Annotated in this window: 14 protein-coding genes; 7 read left to right on the forward strand and 7 right to left on the reverse strand. The window is 71.4% G+C overall.

Annotated features, from left to right (window positions below):
• Nucleotides 1-21: 21 nt before the first annotated feature.
• Genes POF73_RS14570 through POF73_RS14590 form a run of 5 tightly spaced genes read left to right on the forward strand, consistent with a single transcriptional unit; the run spans nt 22 to nt 5,605 of the window.
• Complete coding sequence (locus tag POF73_RS14570) at nt 22-2,793, forward strand: nitrate- and nitrite sensing domain-containing protein (RefSeq protein WP_443049515.1); 2,772 nt, start codon at nt 22-24, stop codon at nt 2,791-2,793.
• The gene (locus POF73_RS14575; protein ID WP_272115167.1) at nt 2,790-3,293 is read left to right on the forward strand and encodes a roadblock/LC7 domain-containing protein; all 504 of its coding nucleotides are present in this window, start codon (nt 2,790-2,792) and stop codon (nt 3,291-3,293) included. The genes POF73_RS14570 and POF73_RS14575 overlap by 4 nt, the downstream gene beginning before the upstream one ends.
• The gene (locus POF73_RS14580; protein ID WP_272115168.1) at nt 3,290-3,718 is read left to right on the forward strand and encodes a DUF742 domain-containing protein; all 429 of its coding nucleotides are present in this window, start codon (nt 3,290-3,292) and stop codon (nt 3,716-3,718) included. Before POF73_RS14575 ends, POF73_RS14580 begins: the two co-directional genes overlap by 4 nt.
• Nucleotides 3,699-4,337: a GTP-binding protein gene (locus POF73_RS14585; RefSeq protein WP_272115169.1), complete on the forward strand. Its 639-nt coding sequence runs from the start codon at nt 3,699-3,701 to the stop codon at nt 4,335-4,337. The genes POF73_RS14580 and POF73_RS14585 overlap by 20 nt, the downstream gene beginning before the upstream one ends.
• Nucleotides 4,338-4,351: 14 nt before the next feature.
• Nucleotides 4,352-5,605: a styrene monooxygenase/indole monooxygenase family protein gene (locus tag POF73_RS14590; RefSeq protein ID WP_272115170.1), complete on the forward strand. Its 1,254-nt coding sequence runs from the start codon at nt 4,352-4,354 to the stop codon at nt 5,603-5,605.
• Here the strand turns inward: POF73_RS14590 and POF73_RS14595 are convergent.
• From POF73_RS14595 to POF73_RS14610, 4 genes are all read right to left on the reverse strand, one after another.
• The gene (locus POF73_RS14595; protein ID WP_272115171.1) at nt 5,523-6,644 is read right to left on the reverse strand and encodes a C40 family peptidase; all 1,122 of its coding nucleotides are present in this window, start codon (nt 6,642-6,644) and stop codon (nt 5,523-5,525) included. The two genes, POF73_RS14590 and POF73_RS14595, sit on opposite strands and share 83 nt — an antisense overlap.
• A gap of 101 nt (nt 6,645-6,745) precedes the next feature.
• Nucleotides 6,746-7,063, reverse strand: a complete 318-nt coding sequence (locus POF73_RS14600) for a hypothetical protein (protein WP_272115172.1) — start codon at nt 7,061-7,063, stop codon at nt 6,746-6,748.
• A gap of 10 nt (nt 7,064-7,073) precedes the next feature.
• Complete coding sequence (locus POF73_RS14605) at nt 7,074-7,727, reverse strand: TetR/AcrR family transcriptional regulator (protein WP_272115173.1); 654 nt, start codon at nt 7,725-7,727, stop codon at nt 7,074-7,076.
• A 104-nt stretch (nt 7,728-7,831) separates the two neighbouring features.
• Nucleotides 7,832-8,770: an AurF N-oxygenase family protein gene (locus POF73_RS14610; RefSeq protein WP_272115174.1), complete on the reverse strand. Its 939-nt coding sequence runs from the start codon at nt 8,768-8,770 to the stop codon at nt 7,832-7,834.
• A gap of 125 nt (nt 8,771-8,895) precedes the next feature.
• Here POF73_RS14610 and POF73_RS14615 point away from each other — a divergent pair, with 125 nt between their 5' ends.
• Nucleotides 8,896-10,002 (forward strand): ferritin-like domain-containing protein, encoded by a 1,107-nt coding sequence (locus POF73_RS14615; RefSeq protein ID WP_272115175.1) that lies wholly within the window; start codon nt 8,896-8,898, stop codon nt 10,000-10,002.
• Nucleotides 10,003-10,072: 70 nt separating this feature from the next.
• On the opposite strand, the gene POF73_RS14620 is transcribed toward POF73_RS14615, so the two are convergent.
• Nucleotides 10,073-10,591, reverse strand: a complete 519-nt coding sequence (locus POF73_RS14620; RefSeq protein WP_272115176.1) for a DUF3291 domain-containing protein — start codon at nt 10,589-10,591, stop codon at nt 10,073-10,075.
• 168 nt (nt 10,592-10,759) lie between these two features.
• Here POF73_RS14620 and POF73_RS14625 point away from each other — a divergent pair, with 168 nt between their 5' ends.
• On the forward strand, nt 10,760-12,727 hold the full coding sequence (locus tag POF73_RS14625) for a sensor histidine kinase (protein WP_272115177.1): 1,968 nt from the start codon (nt 10,760-10,762) through the stop codon (nt 12,725-12,727).
• Here POF73_RS14625 and POF73_RS14630 read toward each other — a convergent pair.
• Nucleotides 12,704-14,182 carry a peptidoglycan D,D-transpeptidase FtsI family protein gene (locus POF73_RS14630; RefSeq protein WP_272115178.1) on the reverse strand — a complete coding sequence of 493 codons (1,479 nt, stop codon included), beginning with the start codon at nt 14,180-14,182 and terminating at the stop codon, nt 12,704-12,706. The two genes, POF73_RS14625 and POF73_RS14630, sit on opposite strands and share 24 nt — an antisense overlap.
• Nucleotides 14,179-15,597 (reverse strand): FtsW/RodA/SpoVE family cell cycle protein, encoded by a 1,419-nt coding sequence (locus POF73_RS14635; RefSeq protein WP_272115179.1) that lies wholly within the window; start codon nt 15,595-15,597, stop codon nt 14,179-14,181. The genes POF73_RS14630 and POF73_RS14635 overlap by 4 nt, the downstream gene beginning before the upstream one ends.
• Nucleotides 15,598-15,640: the final 43 nt, after the last annotated feature.

Raw genomic sequence — 15,640 nt, forward strand, 5'->3', positions numbered from 1 at the left:
CATGGGTATCACGAGTCAGGAATGCGAGCACCGGTGCAGAAGATGCGGCCTCGTCGCTCAGGCAAGCAGGCAACCTCCGCAGGGGGCACGCAACCCACACCCGGCAGCACCACCGACGTCGCAGCCGCCGGCAAGGGGCGCCCGACACACGTACGCAACCGGCTGATCGTCGCCGTGGCCGTGGTGGCCGCCGCCATCGCCGCAGCCGGCGTCCCCTCGATCGTCGCCGCCTCGGGGCAACTGCACGACTCCCAGGAACTGGTGACGCTCACCGAGCAGACAGAGGACGCGCTCACCCTCGCCCACTCCCTCGCCGACGAACGCGACGAGGTCACCTCCTACATCGCCGCCGGGCGGCCCAAGTCCAAGGCGCCCAGCGAGCAGCGCAGCGTCCGGGTCGACCGGCAGGTCGAGGAGCTGCGCGCCGACCCCGACGCCCCCGCCTCGCTCCGTGACGACCTCGACGGCGTCGCGGCCGTGCGCCGGGCCGCGCTCACCGGCAAGAGCACCGCGCTGGAGGCCCACGCGGCCTACTCGGTCGCCATCACCGAACTCCACCGGCTCGCCGAGCGGCTGGCCGAGCAGATGCCGCCCCGCGCGGGCGGCGGCGCCTACGCCCTCGCCGAGCTGGACTCCGCCGTACAGCAGGCCGCCGCCGCCCGCGGGCTGCTGCTCGCCGCGCTCAGCGTGCCGACCACCACCGAGACCGTCGTCGACCCGATCACCGGCCTCGCGAGCACCCGGAAGACCTCCTCGGACGCGGACGCCAAGCAGCGCGCCGCCCTCAGCGCCGCCGCCCAGCAGGCCCGGCTGCGCTCCGACGCCGCCCTCGCCGACTTCCACGACACGGCCCCCGAGAGCGCGCGCACCTCGTACGACTCCACGGTCACCGGCCCCGAGGTCAACACCGCCGAGCGGTACCTGGCCGCCCTCACCGACCAGGCCGCGTTCTCCGACCGCGACCTCGACACCGACCTCAAGCGGGCCGACGCCACGCTCTCCGCGCGCGTCGATCTGATGCGGGGCGTCGAGTCCGCCCTCTACGACCGCCGCGGCAAGGACCTCGCCCAGCTCCGCGACGACGATGTCACCGCGCTGGAGATCCGCATCGCGATCCTCGGCGCCCTGATGCTGCTCGCGGTCGGCGTCGCCACCGGCATGGCCCGCAGCCTCACCCGGCCGCTCGCCGTCCTGCGGCTCGGCTCCGCCCGGCTCGCACAGGCCGAGGACCCGGCGGCCGAGGAACCCGTGAAGTTCACCGGCCGCAAGGACGAGTTCGCCCAGGTCGTCAACTCCGTCAACGCCCTGCACGCGCACGCCGTCGCCCTGCACGAGCGCATCACCACCCTGGAGTCCGACCGCAAGCACCTGGTCGGACAGCGCCAGAAGATGGCCGACGCCCGCGAGGAACTGCGTTCCGAACTCGCCGACTCTGCCGCCCAGTTGGAGCGTCTGCGGGACACCATCGGCGCCACCTTCGTCAACCTCGCCCTGCGCACCCTCGGCCTGGTCGAGCGTCAGCTCGGCGTCATCGAGGGCCTGGAGGAGCGCGAGCAGGACCCCGAGCGCCTCGCCACCCTCTTCAAGCTCGACCACTTCGCCACGGTCATGCGCCGCCACAGCGAGAACCTCCTCGTGCTGGCCGGCACCGAGCATGTCCAGCAGCACGCGGGTCCGGTCCCGCTCGTCGACGTCGTGCGCGCCGCGGTCAGCGAGATCGAGCGGTACGAGCGGGTCCGTATCGCGGCCCTTCCGCCGCACGCGCACGTGGCGGGCTTCGCCGCCGACGACCTCTCCCACCTCCTGGCCGAGCTGATGGAGAACGCGACGTCGTTCTCCCCGCCCGACGTGCCCGTGGAGATCTCCGGCTGGCTGCTGGAGAACGGCGAGGTCATGCTCTCCGTCCAGGACGAGGGCATCGGCATGACCCACGAGCGCATGGCCCGCCTCAACGCCCGCCTCGCCGACTTCGACCCCGAGGCGTCCTACGACCAGGAGGGCGACGACGGCCTGGGCCTCGGCCTGTACGTCGTCGCCCGCCTCGCCCACCGCCTCGGCGTCCGCGTCCAGCTCCGCGAGCAGAAGCACGGCGGCATCGCGGCGGTCGCGGTGCTGCCCAAGGGGCTCTTCGCGCCGGCCCCCGCGGCCGCGGTCCCCGCCGACTCCGCCCGCCACACCGGCGCCCACACCTTCTCGCTGCCGGGCGCCGACGCGGAGGCCAACTCCAACGTCCTGCGCGGCCGCGCCAAGAACGGCGACCCGCTGGTGGCGCTGGCGGAGAAGGCCGTACAGGACACGGGCGGCGCCGACGGGGCCGTACCGGAGCCGGCGGTGGAGCCGGAAACGCAGCCGGAGCCGGAGGCGCCGGTCGAGAGCACGATGGAGCTCCTGCTCCCGGAGCAGACGACCGACGAACCCGCGGCCGCCGATGGCGAGGAGGCCCCACAGGGGCCAACCGCGCCCGACGACGACGGCCGCACGGGTGGTACGAGTGGGAACGAACCCGCCGAAGGCGAAGCCGAGGCGGAACACGCACGCACGCCGGACGAGGACCCGCTCACCGACAAGGGCCTCCCCAAGCGCACTCCGAAGATCACCGCACCGGTACAGGCCCCGCGCCAGCGGACCGGCTCCGTCGACGCCGACGCGCTCCGCCGCAGGCTCGGCGGCTTCCGCAGCGGAGCGGAGGCGGGCTACCGCGACGTGGAGGCCGAGATCGCCGAGCGAACCGGCCAGAACCAGGCACCGACCGAAGATGTCACGGGGGGCACAGTCGAGGAGGCAAGCAGTTGACCGCGCCCAGTACCTTCGGACTGAGCAGTGAGGCCCGCAACCTGCATTGGTTGCTGACGAATCTGGTCGAGGAGGTGCCGGGCATCCAGTCAGTAGCAGTGGTCTCCTCCGACGGCCTGCTCCTGCTCTCCTCCGACCCGGGCCGAAACGCCGAGGCCCAGGCCCAGGCCCAGCGGCCACGAACCGGCCCCCGTGGTTCCTCCGCCGACCTCGCCACCATCGTCTCCGGCATCGGCAGCCTCACCATCGGCGCCGCGAAGCTGATGGAGTTCGGCGGGGTCAAGCACACGATGGTCGCGATGGACGAGGGCAGCCTGTTCGTCATGTCCATCAGCGACGGCTCACTGCTCGGCGTGCACGGCTCCGCGGACTGCGACATGAGCGTGGTCGCCTATCACATGGCGCTCTTCGTCGGCCGCGCCGGCCACGTCCTCACCCCCGAACTCCGCAGCGAGCTCCGGAAATCACTGGAGGCCGCGTCGGCAGGGAGTACCCGATGAGCAACGCCCCGAAGAACAGGCCCCAGCTCCCCGTCCGCGGCGGCGACCGCAAGGCCGCCCGCGTCCGCCCCTACTCGCTCACCGGCGGCCGCACCCGCTTCGGCCATGTCCTGCTCGTCGAGACGTTCGTCAGCAGCACCGCCGCGCTGGAGGCCGCCGAGGAGCGCAGGGAACTGACGAATGGTTCCCTCAACACCCGGGTGATGCCGGAGATGCGGGCCATCGTCGAACTGTGCCGCCGTATGCGCACGGTGGCCGAGATCGCCGCGCTGCTGAAGATGCCGCTCGGCGTGGTCCGCGTCCTGCTCAGCGACCTCGCGGACCAGGGAAAGATCCGTGTGTACGGCACCGGAACCGGTCATGGCACGGGCCGGCCGGACCGCGCACTGCTGGAAAGGGTGCTCAGTGGACTCCGTCGTCTCTGACGCCGCTCGCGGTGTCTCCCCGCTCCTCGCCGAAGAGGGGCCCGAACAGCCCTGGCAGACGGACCGCACCCGGGCTCCCGTCGCGACGAAGATAGTCGTGGCGGGCGGCTTCGGCGTCGGCAAGACCACGCTGGTCACCGCCGTCTCGGAGATCACGCCTCTGCAGACCGAGGCGCTGATGACCGAGGCGAGCGAGGAGACCGACGACCTCACCTCGACGCCCGGCAAGCTGACCACCACCGTGGCCATGGACTTCGGCCGCATCACGCTCGACGACGACCTGGTGCTCTACCTGTTCGGCACGCCGGGCCAGCAGCGGTTCTGGTTCATGTGGGACGACCTGGTGCGCGGCGCGATCGGCGCGGTCGTCCTCGCGGACACCAGACGGCTGAAGGACTGCTTTCCCGCACTGGACTACTTCGAGAGCTGCGGACTGCCGTACATCGTCGCCGTCAACCACTTCGACGGCAGTGAGCTGTTCGAGCCGGAGGATGTGCGCGAGGCCCTGACGATCCCCGCGCACATACCTGTCATGATCATGGACGCGCGCCGCCGGATCTCGGTGATCGAGACCCTCCTGTCCCTGGTCGGCCACGCGCTGGACGAAACCCCCGAGTAGGAGAACTGCCCCGCATGCGGAAGATACTCGTCGTCGGAGCCGGTCAGTCCGGACTCCAGCTCGCCCTCGGACTGCAGTCGCACGGGTACGAGGTCACCCTGATGTCCAACCGGACGGCGGACGAGATCCGCTCCGGCCGGGTCATGTCCACGCAGTGTATGTTCCACACGGCCCTGCAGCACGAGCGCGATCTCCAGCTGAACTTCTGGGAGTCCCAGGCCCCGAAGATCGAGGGACTCGGCGTCTCCGTGGCCGCCCCCGGCTCCTGGGGCGAGGGTCCGGCGGCCCGGGCGATCGACTGGGCGGGGCGTCTCGACGGGTTCGCGCAGTCGGTCGACCAGCGGGTGAAGATGGCCGGCTGGATGGAGACGTTCGCGCAGCGCGGCGGACAGCTGGTCATCCACGGCGCGGCCGTCGGTGACCTCGACTACTTCTCCCGTACGTACGACCTGGTGCTGCTCTCGGCGGGCAAGGGCGAGCTCGTCCAGATGTTCGGGCGGGACCCGGAGCGGTCCCCGTACAGCGAGCCGCAGCGGGCGCTGGCCGTGTCGTACGTGCACGGTCTGGGCCCGCGTCCGGAGCACCCGGACACGGAGGCCGTGCGCTGCAACCTCGTCCCCGGCGTCGGCGAGCTGTTCGTCATGCCGTGTCTGACGACGTCCGGGCGCGCCGACATCCTGTTCTGGGAGGGCATCCCCGGCGGGCCGCTCGATGTCTTCGACGGGGTGAAGGACCCGGCGGAGCACCTCTCCCTGACCCTGGCGCTCATGGAGAAGTACACGCCGTGGGAGTACGCACGGGCCACCAAGGTCGAGCTCACGGACGCGGGCGGGGTGCTGAGCGGACGGTACGCGCCGACCGTGCGCAACCCCGTCGGCCGGCTCCCCGGCGGCGGGCTGGTGCTGGGTGTGGCGGACGTCGTCGTGGCGAACGACCCGATCACCGGGCAGGGCTCCAACTCCGCGTCCAAGTGCGCGGCCGCGTATCTCGCCTCGATCCTCGAACGCGGGGACAAGGAGTTCGACGAGGAGTGGATGCGCGGCACGTTCGACCGGTACTGGGACACCGCGCAGCACGTCACCAAGTGGACGAACGCCATGCTGGCGCCGCCGCCGGAGCACATCCTCGGCCTCATCGGCGCGGCCGGTCAGCTGCCGCCCGTCGCCGACCGGTTCGCCAACGGGTTCAACGACCCGGCCGACTTCGAGAACTACTTCTACGATCCTGAGAAGACCGCGGCTTATCTCGCTGAGGTTTCTGGCTCCTGACCTTCGGACGTACGGCGCCCAGCACCGGGTTCGACGCGATCGGGGAGATCTTGACCTTCTCGCCGGTGCGGGGCGCCTGGATCACCTTGCCCTTGCCGAGGTACATGGCCACGTGGGTGGCGTCAGGGAAGTAGACGACCAGGTCGCCGGGGCGCAGTTCGGTCAGCGGGACGTGGTCGAGCCGCGCCCACTGCTCCTGGCTGGTGCGCGGGATACGGGTCCCCGCGTGCGCCCAGGCCTTGGACGTCAGCCCTGAGCAGTCGTACGTTCTGGGGCCCTCGGCACCCCACTCGTACGGCTTTCCCAGCTGCCGTTTGGCGTAGCGCATGGCCCGCTTGGCGACGCGGGAGGGCTTGTGGTCCTCCTTGGCGAGGGCACCGGAGGCGATGAACGCCCGCTGGGCCTTCGCGGTGTCCTGCTTCTCGAACTCGGCCAGGGCCGTGAGCTGTTCGGCCGTGAGCGAGGCCAGGAGTCCCTCCACCTTCCGCAGCCGCTTCTGTACGGTGTCCCGGTCCTTCTTCTGCCGTTCGGCGAGGGCGAGTTGCTCGTCCAGGGCCCTGCGGGCCTTGTGGGCCAGCTCGTCGGCCTTCCGCTCGGTGCCGGTCAGACGGCCCACCGACTCGGCGCGCTCGCGTGCCAGCCGGTTGATGACATGGCCCTGGTCCAGGGCGTGCTGGGGGTCGTGGGCCAGGAGCAGGCGTACGTACGGGGAGATGCCGGTGGTGTTCTGGTACTGCTGCCGGGCCAGCCGGCCGGCCCGGCCCCGGCTGGTGTGCAGGGAGAGGCGGGCGAGGGCCAGGGCGGTGTCCAGCCGGGTCACCTCGGTGCGCTGTCTCTTCAGCTTTTCCTCGGTGGCGTTGTAGGCCTCGGTGGCCTGCTCGGTCTCGCGGTACAGACGCTGAAGGTCTGTCAGAAGGGCGGCCGTGGATCGCTCTTGGGGTTCGGGGGCCTCGGGTGCCGCCAGGGCGGGAGTCGTCGGGGCGAGGATGGCGGCCGACACCGTCGCCGTGCACGCCAGACGCAGAAGCGTTCCTGACACGTCATCACCTCCGGTGCGGAGAGGCTCTCTGCTCCGCATCAGAGCTTTAGACGTGGCCGCCGGGTTCACCGGCCGGTTGTGAGCGGTCCGGAGTAATTTCGTCACCCGTCGGTGTCGTCCGGCTTGCCTCGCGGCGCGGCGTCCGGCTTGGACCACGGCCAGCTCGGCCGACGGCTCTGCCTGCCCGCCCCCTTCTCGCCCTCGGGGGAGTACTCGTACTTCCAGCGCCGGCTCAGGCCGGTGCGGCTGCCCGGTGTGCGGGGCACGCGGAGGTAGACCAGGACCGTGGGCGGACCGCCCTGCGGGTCGGGGACGGGGATGCGGTACGTCTTGGGCGGGTGGCCGGTGATGCCCAGCAGCACGGGCAGCACCCGGCCGTCCATGGGGCCGCCCTCGAAGGGGGTGTCTTCGCTCTTCACGGCACCAGTGTCAGCCATCCGCCGAGAGCTTCTCGGCCAGCGCGGCGGTCTGGGGGTCCCGGACCGCGGTGACCGAGAGGACGGCGATGAACTGCTCGACCAGCCAGTCCCGCAGCTCCTCGACCGGTGGCTGCTTGTCCTCGTCGAGCCAGATGAGGGAGGCCGCCTCGACCGCGGTGATCCACATCCGCACGGTCATGCGCAGCCGCAGGCCGGGGTCGGTGATCTCCAGGTGGCCGAGGATGTGCTCGGCGGCCGCGCGGCGTACGCCGTCGACGATGGCGGTCGTGCGGGAGGTCTCCACGACGCTGCCGCCCTGGAGCAGGGCGCTGAAACCGGCGTCGTGCTGGTCGACGAAGGTCAGGTAGCGGTCGAGGGCGCGGGAGAGGCGGGGGAGGAGGGGGCCCTCGCGGGGCTCGTCGAAGCAGTGCTGGAGTTCCTCGGCGGCCGAGCGCAGGGCGGCCTCGTAGAGCTGCTGCTTGCCGCCGGGGAAGTAGCGGTAGACCAGGGGACGCGAGACGCCGGCCGCCTCTGCCACGTCGTCCAGGTTCACGTCCTCGGGGACGCGGTGGGCGAAGAGGGTGAGGGCGGCGTCGAGGAGCTGGCTGCGGCGTTCCTCGACGCCGAGCCGACGGTAGGCGGGGGTAGGAGCGGCAGGGGGCATGGGAAGAGCCTAGTCGCCGCGGGGGTGCTGGGATCTGGCGGCTGCGGGCTCGTCGTGGCTGATCGCGCAGTTCCCCGCGCCCCTAAAGGGTTGGCGTCCGCCCCCTATGCCAGGAGGCCGGACGACCTCCACAGTCGCCGTCCCACTCCCCGCAGTACGCCTATGTCATCCAGGAAGTCGGTCAATCGTTTCGCCCCCGTCTGCATGACCTCCCGGCGATGCCCGCTCGCCTTCACCTGGGCCATGGCCTCCCGCTTGTCCAGGCCCACGTTCGTGTAGACCTCGGGGTTCACGAACGCCACCGAGAACACCCGGGCGAACTCGCCGGACGTCACCCGCGTGAACTCCTGCGACCACCTCGGCGCCGTCACCATCTGGCGGCGCAGCTCCTCGCGGGCGTAGCGGACGTGGCGGGCCTCCTCGACGACGTGTATCCGTGTCACGCCCCGGACCAGGGGCTGGACGCGCTCGTCCGGGAAGGTCAGGCGCTGCATCCAGTCGAGGACCTCCTCGCCGAGGAGGGTGGCCGTGAAGGAGCCGGGGGTCGTCGAGATTGTCTTGAACAGGCGCCCCAGGTTCTGGTGGACCCGGGCCACCGGGTACCAGGGCGTCCCACCGTGGGATATCAGGCGGGCGAACATCTTGGAGTGGCGGCACTCGTCCTCGATCTCGGTCAGCGCGTACCGCACATGCGCACTCGTCGCCGCCTTGTCGTAGATGTGGCGGACCAGCAGCTGCATGAGGATGATCTCGAACCAGATGCCGAGGGAGGCGAGGGCGGCGGCCTCGTGCTGGGAGAGGAGGATGCGCTGTTCCTCGCTCATCCGCTTCCACAGGGGCGTGTCGTAGAGCGAGACCAGCTCCGGCGGCCAGAACCACATGCCCTCCTCGAAGGGTGCCTCCCAGTCCAGCTCCTTGTCGGGGTCGAAGGAGTGCTTGGCGGAGGAGGCGAGGAGGCGTTCGGCCACTTGCTCCCGGTCCTTGAGCAGGCCGAGTGCGTCGCGCAGTCCGTCGAGCGCGTCGGCTTCCGTCAGGGTCGTCATCGGTCCCTCACCTCGTTACCGGGGGTACGTAGTCCGCGTCTTATGAGACTGCCTGTCAGCAAGCTCGTCAATCCCTCGCGCAAGACTTGTTGACCCCGCGTCTACTACGTGTGAGCCTGCCGGACATGCCGACAAACGACCTGTACGCCAAGGATCCGGGTGACCCTCACTGGCAGGTGCCGGCGACCGGCGCGGCACGTTTCAGCTGGGAGTACGACAACGGCCGCGAACGGCTTCTGGCCCTGTACCAGAAGGGCAAGGACAAGCAGTGGGACGGGCAGAAGCGCATCGACTGGGAGCTGGAGGTCGATCCGAGCGACCCCCTCGGCACGCCTGACGAGTCCATGTCCCTGTACGGCACCAAGTACTGGGCCAAGCTCACCGACGACGACAAGGGCGAGCTGCGCAAGCACTACGCCTCCTGGCAGTTCAGCCAGTTCCTGCACGGTGAGCAGGGCGCGATGGTCTGCGCCGCGCGGATCGTCGAGTCCGTGCCCGACCTGGACGCGAAGTTCTACTCGGCGACCCAGGTGATGGACGAGGCCCGGCACGCGGAGATCTACGGCCGCTTCCTGCATGAGAAGGTCGGGATGCTGTACCCGATCAACGACAACCTCCAGGCCCTGCTGGGGGACACCCTGCGGGACAGCCGCTGGGACATGCCGTACCTCGGTATGCAGGTGCTGATCGAGGGGCTGGCGCTGGCGGCCTTCGGCATGATCAGGGACACCACCGACAAGCCGCTGCCCGAGCAGATCCTGGCGTACGTCATGCAGGACGAGGCCCGGCACGTGGCCTTCGGGCGGATGGCGCTGCGGGACTACTACCGGCAGCTCAGCGACGCCGAACTCCGGGAGCGGGAGGAGTTCGTCATCGAGGGCTGCTATCTGATGCGCGACCGGCTGCGAGGCGTGGAGGTGCTGGAGAACTTCGGCATCCCGACCGCCGAGGCCGAGGAGTTCAGCGAGCAGTCCGAGTTCCTCGCCCTGTTCCGCCGGCTCCTGTTCTCCCGCATAGTCCCCTGCGTCAAGGACATAGGGCTGTGGGGGAAGCGCCTTCAGCAGGCCTATGTCGACATGGGCGTGTTCGAGATGGGCGACTCGAATCTGGACCTGCTGATGGCACAGGACGAGGAGATCGCGGAGCGGCTCGACGCCGAGCGGTTCGCGGTGGAGGAGCGGCAGCGGGTGGCGGAGGTGGGGGACGCGATCGAGGCGGGGGCCGAGGGCTGATCCTCCGGCCGCGGAAGGCCGATCCCCGCTACGGAGGGCTGATCCCCGGTCCCTGCCCCGCCGGCCGGGCCTAGACCGAGCAGCCCAGCCCCTCCGGCACGTCACCCACCACCGGCTCCGCGCCCTGCGGCGGGAACGACGTGCGCAGGGTGAAGGCGTACGGGGTCGGGCCGTTCGTGCGCAGGTGGAGGAGGCGGGACTCCGCTTCCGCGACCGTCGGGCGGTGGCCCGCCGGGACCCACCACAGGGCCGTCATCGCCTCCTGCACCCGCTCGAACCACTCCCTGCGGCGGGCGAGCATCTCGCGGTGGCGGCCCTGGTACATGTACGCGGTCAGGGCGTTCGTGTCGCGCCACATCGTCAGGTTGATGATGAGCCAGGAGTCACCGAAGACCGGTACGTCCGTCGCGTCCCCGGAGTCGTCCTGCAGCCGCCAGACGAAGCCGTCGGCGGCCTCGGCGTCGGCGTTCACGGGGTCGAGGTTGTCGACGAAGTCCTTCAACTGCGGGGAGTCCAGCGGGGCCTTGAGGCGGGCGATGTTGACCTGGGCGAGTTCGTAGGAGGCTTCCGGGGCGGCTGATGGCGTCATGGAACCGAACGATAGGTCGGGCCGGGTAACCGGCCCAGGGGGTATCTCAGTACGTGGGCACATGTCCCCCTTTCACAGCCGGGGCGACGGGTGCGTGAGTACCTGTGTACCGTCGCCTTACGGGCGGGAAACCGTGCCCTGACCGGCCCGCCCGTAGTCTCACGGGGCATGACGGGGAACGTACTGACCGCCTTCCGCCCGACCGTCCGCCGCCTCGGCGCACTGCCCGGCTGGACCACCATCCGTGGCCGTATGGCCATCGTGCTCGCCGTTCCGACCTGTTTACTGCTCGCCCTCATCGGGCTCGGCGTCGCCGACCGGGCCGCCGACTGGTCCGCCGCCCGCGAGACCGAGGCGCATGTCGGGGTACTGCTGCGGGCACAGGAGCTGGTCCGGGAGGTGCAGCGGGAACGCGGGCTGACCAACGGACTGCTGGGCGGCGAGAAGGGGTACCGCGACGACGTCGTCGCCCAGCGCGGCCGTACCGACGAGGCGCGGGACGGGCTGCGTGCCGCGCTGGACGAGGAGGGCGGGGCGCTGCCCGGTGCCGCGCTCCGCGCCCTGCGGGCCGCCGACGCCCCCCTCACCGCCCTCACCGCGACGCGCGGGGACGTGGACGCCGGTACCGCCGACCGGGCCGCCACCCTGCGGGCGTACACCAAGGCCGTCACGGCCCTCATCGACGCCGAGTCGGCGGGCGCCCCGGACGGCGACCGGCGTATCGCGCAGGGCGTGCAGGCGCTCCAGGCGCTGGCCCGGGCCACTGAGGCCGTCGCGCTCGAACGCGGCTCCCTCAACGGGGTGTTCGCGGCCGGGCGGTTCCGCTCCGGCGAGTACCTCGACTTCACCGAGGTCCGCGCCACCCGGGTGGCCGCGCTCGCGCAGTTCCGCCAACTCGCCGGTGCGGACCAGGAGTCCGCGCTCGACGACGCCTTCGGTACGGCCGCCGCGCGCCGGGTCGCCGGGTACGAGGAGCGGGCCGGGCGCGGGGCCGACGGGTCCCGCCTCTCCGTCGCCCCTGCCCGGTGGTGGTCCGACATGACCAGCCTCGTCGACGAACTGCACCAGGTGCAGCGGGCCGTCGGGGACGACGTCCGGGCGCGTGCCGACGAGGCCGGTTCCGCCGCCACGCGTCAGCTCGGCGGGTTCCTGGCTCTCGGGGTGCTGATCCTCGGCGTGGCCGTCGCGCTCGCCGTCTTCTCGGCCCGCTCCATCACCCGGCCCCTCGGCGTCCTCGCCGACGAGGCGGACGTCGTCGCCGGGAGCCGGCTGCCCGAGGCCGTCCGGCGGATCCAGCAGGCCGACCCCGACGCTCCGCCCCTGCCGGAGCCCGAGCGGCCCCGGCCGGCCGGCGGCGCACGGGAGATCAGCCGCCTCGCCGCCGCCCTGCGCAACGTCGAGGACGCCGCCGTCGGCCTCGCCGCCCAGCAGGCCGTCCTGCGCCGCACCAGCACCGAGTCCCTGGCCAGCCTGGGCCGGCGCAACCAGAGCCTGCTCAACCGGCAGCTCGGACTGATCACCACCCTGGAGAGCCAGGAGCTCGACCCGGACGCGCTCGCCGAGCTCTTCGAGCTCGATCATCTGGCCACGCGGATGCGCCGCAACGCCGAGTCGCTCCTCGTGCTCGCCGGCGAGGAGTCACCGGCCCGGTCCTGGAAGGGCACGGTCGCGGTCACGGACGTGGTGCGGTCGGCCGTCGCGGAGGTCGAGCAGTACCAGAGGGTGGCCGCCGTCGACGTCCAGCAGTGCGGTGTCCGCGGCCACTGTGTCGCCGAACTGTCCCACCTGCTGGCCGAGTTGGTGGAGAACGCGCTGATGTTCAGCCCGCCCAAGCAGCCCGTGGAGGTGCACGGCTGGCGGGACGGCGCCGAGTACTGCCTGGCCGTCGTGGACCGCGGGATCGGGATGACCCCGGAGCGCATGGCCGAATCCAACGCGGTGCTGTCCGGCGGGGGCGACTCCCTGCACACCGCCCCGACCAGGTTCCTGGGCCATCACGTCGTCGGCGCCCTCGCCGCCCGCCTCGGCGCCCACGTCGAACTCCGCCCCACCCCGGGCACGGGCGTCACGGCGTACGTCGCCGTGCCGGCCGCGCTGATCCAGCAGCCGACGTCAACGGCGGCCGTCGGAGGGTGACTTCAGCACCGCCTCCATCACCGCCCGCGCGATCGGCGCCGCGTCCCCGCCGCCGCTGATCTCACCCCGGTCCGCGTCCGCGTCCTCCACCACCACCGCCACCGCGACCTTGGGCTCCAGATCGCGGTCGCCCTGCGCCCAGGAGACGAACCAGGCGTACGGCGTCCCGGAGTTGCCCAGGCCGTGCTGGGCCGTGCCGGTCTTGCCGCCCACCGTCGCACCGGGGATCCAGGCGTTCGAGCCGGTGCCCTCCCGCACCACGTCCACCATCAGCTCCTTGACCAGACGGGCGGTCGACGGGCGCATGGCCTGCCGCGCCGGGCTCGACCCGGCCGTCGCGACCGTGGAGCCGCCCGCCCGGGTCGTACGCTCCACCAGATACGGCGAGCGCACCTGCCCGCCGTTCGCCACCGCCGCCGAGACCATCGCCATCTGCAGCGGGGTGGCCCGGGTGTTGTACTGCCCGATCGAGGACAGGGCGAGCTGCGCCCGGTCCACCTTCGTGTCGAAGGTGCTCTCGGCCACCGAGAACGGGATCCGCACCCCGGGGTCGTTGAAGCCGAAGGCCTTCGCCGTCTCCGCCATCCGGTCCACGCCCACCCGCACCCCGAGCTTGGCGAACACCGTGTTGCACGACCACTCGAACGCCTTGCGCAGCGGAACGTCCGCGCAGCCCTTGGACGGGTTCGTCAGCGAGGTCCTGGTACCCGGCAGACGGTAGGGGTCCGGGGAGTCGGTCGGGTCGTCCAGCTCCTCGATCACACCCGAGTCCAGCGCCGCCGCCGCGGTCACCACCTTGAACGTCGACCCCGGCGGATACGTCTTGCGCACCGCCCGGTTGAGCATCGGCCGGTCCGGATCACGGTTCAGCGACTGCCAGGACCGGGGCACCGCCGAGCCGTTCCCCGACAGCACCGACGGGTCGTACGACGGCGACGACACCAGGGCCAGGATCCGCCCGGTCGCCGGCTCCACGGCCGCGACCGCGCCCTTGCGGCCGCCCAGCCCCTCGAACGCCGCCTCCTGCGCGCCCCGGTGCAGGGTGGTGAGGACGTCGCCGCCGGGGTTGCGGTCGCCGACGGCGGCACCCCGCCACAGCGGGAACGGCGACAGCAGCGGGTCCGTGCCCGACAGCACCGGGTCCTCGGAGTGCTCCAGCAGCGTCGTGCCGTACACCTGCGAGGCGAAGCCGGTGACGGGGGCGTACATCGGGCCGTTCGTGTACGTCCGCTCGTAGCGCAGATGCTCGCCGGTGTCCCGGGAGCCGGTGACCGGTTCGCCGCCGACCTTGATGTCGCCGCGCGGCTGACCGTAACGGGCGATGACGGGGCGGCGGTTGGCGACGTTGTCGTCGTAGGAGCGGGCTTCGAAGAGCTGGATGCGGGTGGCGTTCACCAGCAGCGCGACCAGCAGCAGGGCGCAGAAGAAGGCGGCGTGCCGGATGTGCCGGGTCATCGGGCCGCCTCCGTACGGTCGCCGGATCCCGTCGTCACCGCGGCCTCCTCGCCCTTGGGCACGCCGAACCGGCTGCGCGCCTTGTCGCTCACCCGGATCAGCAGCGCCACGATCGCCCAGTTGGTGACCACCGACGAGCCGCCCTGCGCCAGGAACGGCATCGCCATGCCGGTCAGCGGGATCAGGCCCGTCACCCCGCCCGCGATCACGAACACCTGCAGCGCCACGATCGAGGCCAGCCCCACCGCGAGCAGCCGCCCGAAGGGGTCGCGCAGCGCGAGGCCGGCCCGGTAGCCGCGCTCCACCAGCAGGCCGTAGAGCAGGAAGATCGCGGACAGGCCCGCCAGGCCCAGCTCCTCCCCGGCCGTCGCCAGGATGAAGTCCGACTTGGCCGCGAAGCCGATCAGGATCGAGTGGCCGAGGCCAAGTCCCGTGCCCACCAGGCCGCCCGCCCCGAAGGCGAACAGCGACTGGGACAGCTGGTTGGGGCCCTGACCGGCCTCGATCGACGCGAACGGGTGCTGCCAGTCCTCGACCCTGCTGTGCACATGCGGCTCCAACTGCCCGACGGCCACCGCGCCCAGCGCCGCCAGCAGCAGGCCGACCGCGATCCAGCCGGTGCGGCCGGTGGCGACGTACAGCAGGACCACGAACAGGCCGAAGAACAACAGCGAGGTACCCAGGTCCCGTTCGAGGATCAGCACGCCCACGCTCAGCAGCCAGATGGCGACGATCGGCCCGAGGACGCGCCCGGTGGGCAGCTGCATCCGGCGCAGCCCGGGGACCCGACGGCCCGTATACGCCAGCGCGTTGCGGTTGGCGGCCAGATACGCCGCGAAGAACACCGCGAGCAGCACCTTCGCGAACTCGCCGGGCTGGATGGAGAATCCGGCGATCCGGATCCAGATCCGGGCGCCGTTCACCGACGGGAAGAAGATCGGCAGGGTGAGCAGCACGAGCGCGGCGACGACACACACGTAGGAGTAGCGCTGGAGCACACGATGGTCGCGCAGCAGCAGCACGACCACGATGAACAGCCCCACCCCCAGCGTGGACCACACGAGTTGGGTCGGCGCCGCCAGGTCGTCCGGCGTCTCCAGGTCGAGCCGGTAGATCAGGACCAGACCGATCCCGTTGAGCAGCACCCCGATCGGCAGCAGCAGCGGGTCCGCGCAGGGGGCGCGCAGGCGTACGGACAGATGCGCGAAGAGCGCGAGTACGCCGAGCCCGGCGCCGTAACCGGCGGCACCGGGCGGGACGGTGCCGTGCTGGGCGATGCCGACCGCACAGTAGCCGTACACGGAGAGCAGGACGGCCACGACGATGAGGGCCAGTTCGATGCCACGGCGCCGGGGGAGACGTACGGCGGGAGCGGGCGCGTCCGCTGCCACCAGGGTGGATCCGGCCTTGGTCATGTCCGGAACTTACCCAAATAGTCCGTCTTGCGTGCCTACCGCT

The organism is Streptomyces sp. HD, from assembly GCF_028369295.1.
Classification (GTDB): Bacteria; Actinomycetota; Actinomycetes; order Streptomycetales; family Streptomycetaceae; genus Streptomyces.